Origin of the sequence: Xanthomonas sp. SHU 166 (genome assembly GCF_000364685.1) — a bacterium.
Lineage (GTDB): Bacteria > Pseudomonadota > Gammaproteobacteria > Xanthomonadales > Xanthomonadaceae > Xanthomonas_A > Xanthomonas_A sontii.
On the sequence record NZ_AQOJ01000798.1, the window covers coordinates 1 to 7,366 of the forward strand.

The 7,366-nt window shown below is 68.5% G+C and carries 10 protein-coding genes; 5 read left to right on the forward strand and 5 right to left on the reverse strand.

Annotated features, from left to right (window positions below; all coding sequences use genetic code 11):
* A partial coding sequence (locus D180_RS18495) for a haloacid dehalogenase-like hydrolase (RefSeq protein ID WP_017913959.1) occupies positions 1-394 on the forward strand: 394 nt, incomplete at its 5' end.
* A 27-nt stretch (positions 395-421) separates the two neighbouring features.
* Here the strand turns inward: D180_RS18495 and D180_RS18500 are convergent.
* From D180_RS18500 to crp, 3 genes are all read right to left on the reverse strand, one after another.
* Positions 422-1,441: a glycoside hydrolase family 5 protein gene (locus D180_RS18500; protein WP_232760582.1), complete on the reverse strand. Its 1,020-nt coding sequence runs from the start codon at positions 1,439-1,441 to the stop codon at positions 422-424.
* 194 nt (positions 1,442-1,635) lie between these two features.
* Positions 1,636-2,394, reverse strand: coding sequence for a sulfite exporter TauE/SafE family protein (locus D180_RS18505; protein WP_017913961.1), 759 nt, complete (start codon positions 2,392-2,394; stop codon positions 1,636-1,638).
* 27 nt (positions 2,395-2,421) lie between these two features.
* The gene (crp, locus tag D180_RS18510; protein WP_010341415.1) at positions 2,422-3,111 is read right to left on the reverse strand and encodes a cAMP-activated global transcriptional regulator CRP; all 690 of its coding nucleotides are present in this window, start codon (positions 3,109-3,111) and stop codon (positions 2,422-2,424) included.
* Positions 3,112-3,258: 147 nt separating this feature from the next.
* Between crp and speD the strand changes: the two genes are divergently transcribed.
* Positions 3,259-4,053, forward strand: a complete 795-nt coding sequence (gene speD / locus D180_RS18515; protein ID WP_017910332.1) for an adenosylmethionine decarboxylase — start codon at positions 3,259-3,261, stop codon at positions 4,051-4,053.
* A gap of 116 nt (positions 4,054-4,169) precedes the next feature.
* Positions 4,170-4,487, forward strand: a complete 318-nt coding sequence (locus tag D180_RS18520) for a multidrug efflux SMR transporter (protein WP_017910331.1) — start codon at positions 4,170-4,172, stop codon at positions 4,485-4,487.
* Positions 4,488-4,509: 22 nt separating this feature from the next.
* Here the strand turns inward: D180_RS18520 and D180_RS18525 are convergent, their stop codons facing one another.
* Both D180_RS18525 and coq7 read right to left on the reverse strand, forming a co-directional pair.
* Positions 4,510-4,974 (reverse strand): hypothetical protein, encoded by a 465-nt coding sequence (locus D180_RS18525; protein ID WP_017913962.1) that lies wholly within the window; start codon positions 4,972-4,974, stop codon positions 4,510-4,512.
* Positions 4,975-5,202: 228 nt separating this feature from the next.
* Entirely contained in the window at positions 5,203-5,847 is a 645-nt protein-coding gene (gene coq7, locus D180_RS18530) for a 2-polyprenyl-3-methyl-6-methoxy-1,4-benzoquinone monooxygenase (RefSeq protein WP_017913963.1), read from the reverse strand.
* A 215-nt stretch (positions 5,848-6,062) separates the two neighbouring features.
* Here coq7 and rplM point away from each other — a divergent pair, with 215 nt between their 5' ends.
* Positions 6,063-6,491, forward strand: a complete 429-nt coding sequence (gene rplM / locus D180_RS18535; protein ID WP_010341420.1) for a 50S ribosomal protein L13 — start codon at positions 6,063-6,065, stop codon at positions 6,489-6,491.
* A 2-nt stretch (positions 6,492-6,493) separates the two neighbouring features.
* On the forward strand, positions 6,494-6,886 hold the full coding sequence (gene rpsI / locus D180_RS18540) for a 30S ribosomal protein S9 (protein ID WP_010341421.1): 393 nt from the start codon (positions 6,494-6,496) through the stop codon (positions 6,884-6,886).
* Positions 6,887-7,366: the final 480 nt, after the last annotated feature.

The window sequence follows — 7,366 nt, forward strand, 5'->3', positions numbered from 1 at the left end:
GTTCGCCCGGCACCGCGCCGCCGGCGATCGCGTGGTGGTCGCCACCGGTGCGCCGCCGGAACTGGCGCGCGCCATCCTCGGCTTCGTCGCGCACCAGGACGTGCCGGTGGTCGGCAGCCTGATCGGCCCGCGCCTGGGTGCGGTCACCGCCACGCGCCACTGCCACAACGAGGAAAAGATGCGCATGCTGCGCGAACTGGGCTACGGCGAGATCGCCATGGCCTATTCCGACAGCACCGCCGATCTGCCGCTGCTGCAGGCCGCGGCCGCGCCGGTGGTGGTCAATCCCAAGCACGGCGCGGTGGCGGTGTTCCGCCGGCTGCTGCCGTCTGGCACGCCGATCCTCAACTGGGGCTGCCGCGACCGCGCCGGCGAGGTCGTCGGTTCCCGCTAGGGCGCGCCGCGGCGGGGAAGGCCGGCATCAGCCGCCGGCAGCCCCGCGGTAAGCGCTGTCGCTGCCCACCAGCGCATGGTGCAGCGGCGCGATCCATTGCCCGCGGTCGATGTCGTAGGCGCCGAAGCTGCCCTCGAACTCCCAATACGCCCAGGCGAAATGGCGTTTCTCGGCGGCGTTGACCACCGCCACCGTCCAGGCCAGGCGATCGGCCGGCGGCGCCTGCTCGTAGGCACCGAACTCGCCCAGCAGTACCTGCCGGTGATGCGCCTTGGCCCAGGCCGCGATGCGGTCGAACTCGCCGTAGAGCTTGGTCCGGTCGGCTGCGCTGCCCCAGCTCACGCCGGTGTGGTCGCGGATATCCGCCGGGGCCCACGGCGCGCCCTGGTGGGTGAAGCGGAACGGGTTGTAGTAGTGCACGGTGACCAGCAGGTGCGCATCGTCGTCGGGCAGGCGCAGGCTGTCGAGCGCGGTGAAGGAATTGCTGCTGGCCGGGCCCACCACCACCGTGCGGGTCGGGTTGTCGCGGCGGATGATCTGCAGCGCATCGCGCAGCAGGTCGTTCCACATCGCGCTGGTCATCTGGCCGTTGGGCTCGTTGAGGATCTCGAACAGCACCGACGGCGGCGCATGGCGGTAGCGCGGGGCGACCTGGCTCCAGAACGCCAGCAACTTGGTCCGGCACACCGCCGCGTCGGCCGCGCAGGGGTGGAAGTCGTGTTCGTCCAGGATCACGTTCAGGCCGGCCGCGGTGGCTTGGTCGACCACCGTGTCCAGCGTCGTCAGCCAGGTCGGGTCGAGCCGGTTGTCCGCGTCCATGTGCGCGAACGCCTGCAGGTTGACTCGCACCGTGCGGAAGCCGCCGTCGCGGATCGTGCGGTACAGCGGCGGGCGGAAGCGCGCCTTCGCCGGGTCGCTCCACAGCGGGTCGTAGCCGAGGATGTTGACCCCGCGCCCGAGCCGGGCGAACGCGTCGTCGGCCTGCGCGCGCGGCGCCGGCAGCACCAGGCACAGCAAGGCCAGGAACAGCGGAAGGGCACGGCGCATGGCGGTCTCGCGGGGGGAGGGCGGGGCGAGACGCGCGGCCATCGGCGGCGGCGTCCCGGCCGCGATCATCGCGCGGCCCGCCCCGGCAAAAGCGAACGCGGCCTGACCGCAGATCGGGTCACCAGCGCAACGGCTTCAGGCGCCGCGGAGACCGCCTTTGCGAATCCCCAATCCCGACTCCCAAATCCCGGGCCTCACCCCAACCACCGATACAGCGCCCCACCCACCTGATACAGGCTGATGCCCAGCACCAGCAGGCCCACCGCCACCAGCACCCAGCGCTCGCGCACGCGCTTGACCAGCAGCGCCGCCAGCGGCGCGGCGAGCATGCCGCCGACCAGCAGGCCGAGCACGATGTCCAGGTGCTGCACGCCCATGGTCAGCAGGAAGGTCAGCGAGATCGACAGCGTCACCAGGAACTCGGCGGCGTTGACCGTGCCGATGGTGGTGCGGGCCTGGCCGCCGTGGGCGAGCAGGGTCGAGGTCGCCACCGGGCCCCAGCCGCCACCGCCGCTGGCGTCCAGCAGGCCGGCGACGAAACCCAGCAGCGGCACCCGCCGCACCTCGCGGCGCGGCAGCGCACGGCCGGCTGCGCGCAGCAGGATCAGCACCGCCAGGGCCAGCAGATACAGATAGACGAAGGGGCGGATCAGCTCGCCCGGCAACTGGGTCAGCACGTAGGCGCCGGCGACCCCGCCGACCATGCCCGGCAGCGCCAGGCGCAGGAACAGCCGCTTGTCGACGTTGCCCAGGGCCAGGTGCGACAGGCCCGAGGCGCCGGTGGTGAACACCTCGGCGCTGTGCACGCTGGCGCTGACCACCGCCGGCGGCAGGCCCAGGCTCAGCAGGACCGAGGACGAGACCAGGCCGAACGCCATGCCCAGCGCGCCGTCCACCAGCTGGGCGGCCAGGCCGACCAGCACGAACCAGTAGAAGGTCTCGCTCAGCACCATCGTGCCGGGCCTATCGACCCATGGCGGTCAGCGCGCGCCGTACAGCACCACGGTCTTGCCGCGGGCGTGCAGGATGCCGTCGACCTGCAGCTTCTTCAGCACGCGGCCGGCCATCTCGCGCGAGCAGCCGACCAGTCGCGCCAGTTCCTGCCGCGACACGCGCAACTGCATGCCCTGCGGGTGGCTCATCGCCTCCGGCTCCTGGGCCAGATCGTGCAAGGTGCGCACGATGCGGTCGGTCACGTCCAGGAACGCCAGGCGGCTGGCCTTGCGCGAGGTGTCCAGCAGGCGCTTGGACAGCTGCACGCCGATCGCGTACAGCACCCGCGGCGCATCGGACGACAGCGAGCCCAGGAACAGCTGGTGCAGGCGCTCGTAGCTGATCTCGGCCAGTTCGCAGGGCGTACGGGTGCGCAGGATCACCTCGCGCTGGTCGGACTCGATGAACAGGCCCATCTCGCCGACGAACTCGCCGCTGCCGAAATAGCCCAGCACCAACTCGCGGTCGTCATCTTCCTCGGCGATGATGCTGACCGAGCCGCTGACCACGTAGTACAGGGTGCCGGCCGGATCGCCTGGCCTGAACACGTCCGTCCGCGCCGGATAGCGGCGACGGTGGCTGTGGGCCAGGAAGCGGTCGATGGTGGCGGTGTCCAACGTCAAAGGACTTGGAGCGATGCGCACAGGTGCTGCAGTGGATGTGTTTCCGGGGCTCATGGCGGCTTCGCTACGGCGTAATTCCCGAAGCTTAACGGGACGCGTTCGCGGCGGCAAACAAGAGACGGACGCCACGTTTCGCAGCGCGGCCATTTGGCTCATAATTGATTGGCTTTCCCCCCGACCCACTTCCAGAGGATCCACGCCGTGGTCAAGCCGTTGCCTCGCCTGAGGCTGCAAGGTTTCAACAACCTCACCAAGGCGTTGAGCTTCAACATCTACGACGTCTGCTACGCGATCTCCGAAGAGGAGCGCCAGCGCTACATCGAGTACATCGACGAGCAGTACGACGCCGATCGCCTGACCCAGATCCTCACCGATGTGGCCGAGATCATCGGCGCCAACATCCTGAACATCGCGCGCCAGGACTACGATCCGCAGGGCGCCTCGGTGACGATCCTGATCTCCGAGGAGCCGGTCATCGACAAGAAGGCGGCGGGCAAGGAGATCATTTCCGATGCCGTGGTCGCGCACATGGACAAGAGCCACATCACCGTCCATACCTACCCGGAAACCCATCCGCAGCACGGTATCGCCACGTTCCGCGCCGACATCGATGTCGCCACCTGCGGCGTGATTTCGCCGCTGAAGGCCCTCAATTACCTGATCGAGAGCCTGGAATCGGACATCGTGATCATGGATTACCGCGTGCGCGGCTTCACCCGCGACGTGAAGGGCAAGAAGCACTACATCGACCACAAGATCAACTCGATCCAGAACTTCCTGGCCAAGAACGTCAAGTCGCGCTACGAGATGTTCGACGTCAACGTCTATCAGGAGAACATCTTCCACACCAAGATGCACCTGAAGGACTTCGACCTGGACCAGTACCTGTTCGAGGAAAAGGCCAAGAATCTCTCGTTCAAGGAGCGCATGCGCATCGAGGCGCTGCTCAAGCGCGAGATCGAGGAGCTGTTCCACGGGCGCAACCTGTCCGAGTAAGCGCTCCACACCGGCGGGACGGCCCGCCCGCAGCACGCGCTGCGACCCCTGCCGACGGCGGCCCGATGTGCAGACATCGGGCCGTTTTCGTTTTCATTTGTCTACGGAGAAAGACAATGCCCTGGATCTACCTGTTGCTCGCCGGTCTGTTCGAGATCGGCTTCGCCCTCGGCCTGAAGTACAGCGAAGGCTTCACCCGGCCGTGGCCGACCGTGGCCACCCTGGCCGGTGCGGGCCTGAGCCTGTGGCTGCTGACCCAGGCGCTCAAGCACATCCCGCTGGGCACCGCCTATGCGATCTGGACCGGGATCGGTGCGCTGGGCACGGCGGTGCTCGGCATCGCCCTGTTCGGCGACAGCGCCTCGCCGGCGCGGTTGGCCTGCATCGGCCTGATCGTGGTCGGGGTGATCGGCCTGAAGCTGGTCGGGCACTGAGCGCAGCCCGCGCGCGTGGGCCTCAGGCGGCGGCGATGCGGCGCCGGGTCAGCACCCGGCCGATCAGCAGCCGGTGCGCGACCACCGCCAGCAGGGCGGCGATCGACAGCGCGATCAGCGCGCGGGTGAACACGCTGCCGAGGTTGCCGGCGTGCTGCAGCTGGTCCAGGCGCCCGAAGCGTGCGGGATCGGCATTGGCGTAGGCGATCTCGACCGTGGCGCCGTCCAGCAGCAACGGCGCGGCCTCCGCGCCGCTGGCCTCGAAGGCGCCGCTGTGCAGGCGGCCCTTGCTCTCGAACACATAGTGGAAGCGGTAGCGCACCAGTGGCTCGGTCTGCACGCCGAAGGCGCCGTCGGCGATCACCGGGACGGTGGCGACGGAATGGTCGCGCAGGATCGCGCTGGCCTGGCGGTAGTCGCCGAGCAGGTGATGCAGTAGGGCGCCGCCGCTGATCGCGAACAGGGTCGCGAACAGCAGGCGCGACAACCAGCGGGTCCGGGGCGATGGCAGATGGGGCGAGGATGCGGGCATGACAGTCTGCAGGCGGAGCGCACGCGGGCGCGACTCGGCACGGGTACATCGGTGGCTGCGGCACATGGCGATACCGCAGCCGGAACGGCGTGCGCCGACGTGGAATCAGTCAGCGTTCGTTCACTTTAACGCGATCGGCCCGGCAATGCCAGCCGGGGTGGCATCGGCCCGACCGGCGGGCGGCTACAGCCGATAGGCGACGGCCTTCATCAGTCGCGAGGCGGCGGCCATGACCGTGGGGATCGGCGGCGGCAGGCGTCGTGCCCCGGCCTGTTCGGCATGCTCGGCGTGGCGGGCCTCGTCGGCCTTCATCACTGTCAGCACGTCGCGGCTGCGTAGGTCCGCCGGCGGCAGGGTCTGCAGGTGCTCGTCCAGGTGCGCCTCGACCTGGCGCTCGGTCTCGACCACGAAGCCCAGGTTCCAGCCGTCGCCGCGCAGCCCGGCCAGGGTGCCGATCGCGTAGCTGCCGGCGTACCACAGCGGGTTGAACAGGCTGGGGCGGCTGTCCAGCTCGCGCAGCCGCGCCGCGCACCAGGCCAGGTGGTCGGTCTCTTCCTGCGCCGCCTCCAGCAGGTGCGCACGGGTGGCCGGATCGCGCGCGACCGCGGCCTGGCCGAAATACAGGCCCTGCGCGCAGACCTCGCCGACGTGGTTGATGCGCATCAGGCCGGCGGCATGGCGGCGCTCGTCCGGCGCCAGCACCACATCGGCGGTGGCCGCGGCCGGGTAGGGGCGCTGCGCCGGCGGGTCGCCGAATACGGTCTCCAGCGCGCGCTGGGCCTCGACCAGGGCGCGATCGAGCGGGGAATGCTGGCGGCTGGCGGTCATGGGGGAAGCCCGGAAGCAGTGGGGATCCCGATTTTCGCCCCCGGCCGGCGCACTGCCAAGCGCGCCGCCTGCCCGATCTCCGCCGGTCATGGGTGGACTTGCGCCGGCCGGCCGGGCCACGTAGAATTTCGCCTCTTGCGTTTTTGCAATTCACAACGCGTGGCAAAGTTCCGGCCGTTCGCTGCAGGAATCCGCCCGACCAACCGAGTCTGATCATGAGCACCTTCACTGCTAAGTCCGAGACCGTCCAGCGCGACTGGTATCTCGTCGACGCCGCCGGCAAAACGCTGGGCCGGCTTTCCACCGAACTGGCCCGCCGCCTGCGCGGCAAGCACAAGCCGGTCTACACCCCGCACGTCGATACCGGCGATTACCTGGTGGTGATCAACGCCGAGAAGATCGTCGTCACCGGCAACAAGCTCAAGGACAAGAAGTACCACCGCTTCACCGGCTACATCGGCAACCTGAAGACCGAGAGCCTGGAGCAGGCGCTGGAGCGCCACCCGGAGCGCGTGATCGAAATCGCGGTCAAGGGCATGCTGCCCAAGGGCCCGCTGGGCCGCGCGATGTACCGCAAGCTCAAGGTCTATTCCGGTGCGGAGCATCCGCACGCCGCTCAGCAGCCGCAGGTTCTGGATATCTAATCATGGCGATTTCGCAAAACTACGGCACTGGCCGCCGCAAGTCCTCCACCGCCCGCGTGTTCCTGCGCAAGGGCACCGGCAACATCTCCGTCAACGGCCGTCCGCTGGACGAGTTCTTCGGTCGCGAGACCGCGCGCATGATCGTGCGCCAGCCGCTGGAGCTGACCAAGAACACCGAAAGCTTCGACATCCTGGTCACCGCCACCGGCGGCGGCACCACCGGCCAGGCCGGTGCGATCCGCCTGGGCATCGCCCGTGCGCTGGTCGAGTACGACGAAACCCTGAAGACCGAGCTGCGCAAGGCCGGCTTCATGACCCGCGACGCCCGCGAAGTCGAGCGTAAGAAGGTCGGTCTGCACAAGGCCCGTCGCGCCACCCAGTTCTCCAAGCGCTGATCCATCGCGCCTGGCGTGGGCTCCCTCGGGAGTCTGCTGGGGACCAAGCAAAAGCCCGGCTTCGGCCGGGCTTTTGTCGTTCTAGGGTTGCGGTTTGTGCTGGCAGGTGCAGTGGTGGTCGTCGAGGCTCTGCCTCGTTGGATCTGCTTACGGGCTTGGGCGATCGCCGGCCTGATTGGAGGTCCGGGGTCGCTGGGAGGTTTCCTGCCTCACGCTCGAGGTCGCGCGCCCTGCTGCCGAAATGCTTCCGATGAAGTTCATAGGCTCGCGCCTGCTTCCAACGATCCGCATTCCATCTGGTGGAGTAGCCCCCTTGGAGTCCAAGGGCGCGCGCCGACAGGCGCGGGGATGTGGAAGCGGAAAGGCTGGGGCCCACATCTTGCGCAGCAAGATGTGGGGCGTAGGCGCGAAGCGCCTGCGCAAACCCCGCGCCAAACAAAAAAGAAGGCCGATCTTTCGATCGGCCTTCTTTTTTGTTTG

Coding starts and splice junctions, on each gene's coding strand:
- rplM (WP_010341420.1), top strand. CDS start 6,063: ATGAGCACCTTCACTGCTAAGTCCGAGACCGTCCAGCGCGACTGGTAT.
- coq7 (WP_017913963.1), bottom strand. CDS start 5,847: ATGACCGCCAGCCGCCAGCATTCCCCGCTCGATCGCGCCCTGGTCGAG.
- D180_RS18500 (WP_232760582.1), bottom strand. CDS start 1,441: ATGCGCCGTGCCCTTCCGCTGTTCCTGGCCTTGCTGTGCCTGGTGCTG.
- crp (WP_010341415.1), bottom strand. CDS start 3,111: ATGAGCCCCGGAAACACATCCACTGCAGCACCTGTGCGCATCGCTCCA.
- D180_RS18520 (WP_017910331.1), top strand. CDS start 4,170: ATGCCCTGGATCTACCTGTTGCTCGCCGGTCTGTTCGAGATCGGCTTC.
- rpsI (WP_010341421.1), top strand. CDS start 6,494: ATGGCGATTTCGCAAAACTACGGCACTGGCCGCCGCAAGTCCTCCACC.
- D180_RS18505 (WP_017913961.1), bottom strand. CDS start 2,394: ATGGTGCTGAGCGAGACCTTCTACTGGTTCGTGCTGGTCGGCCTGGCC.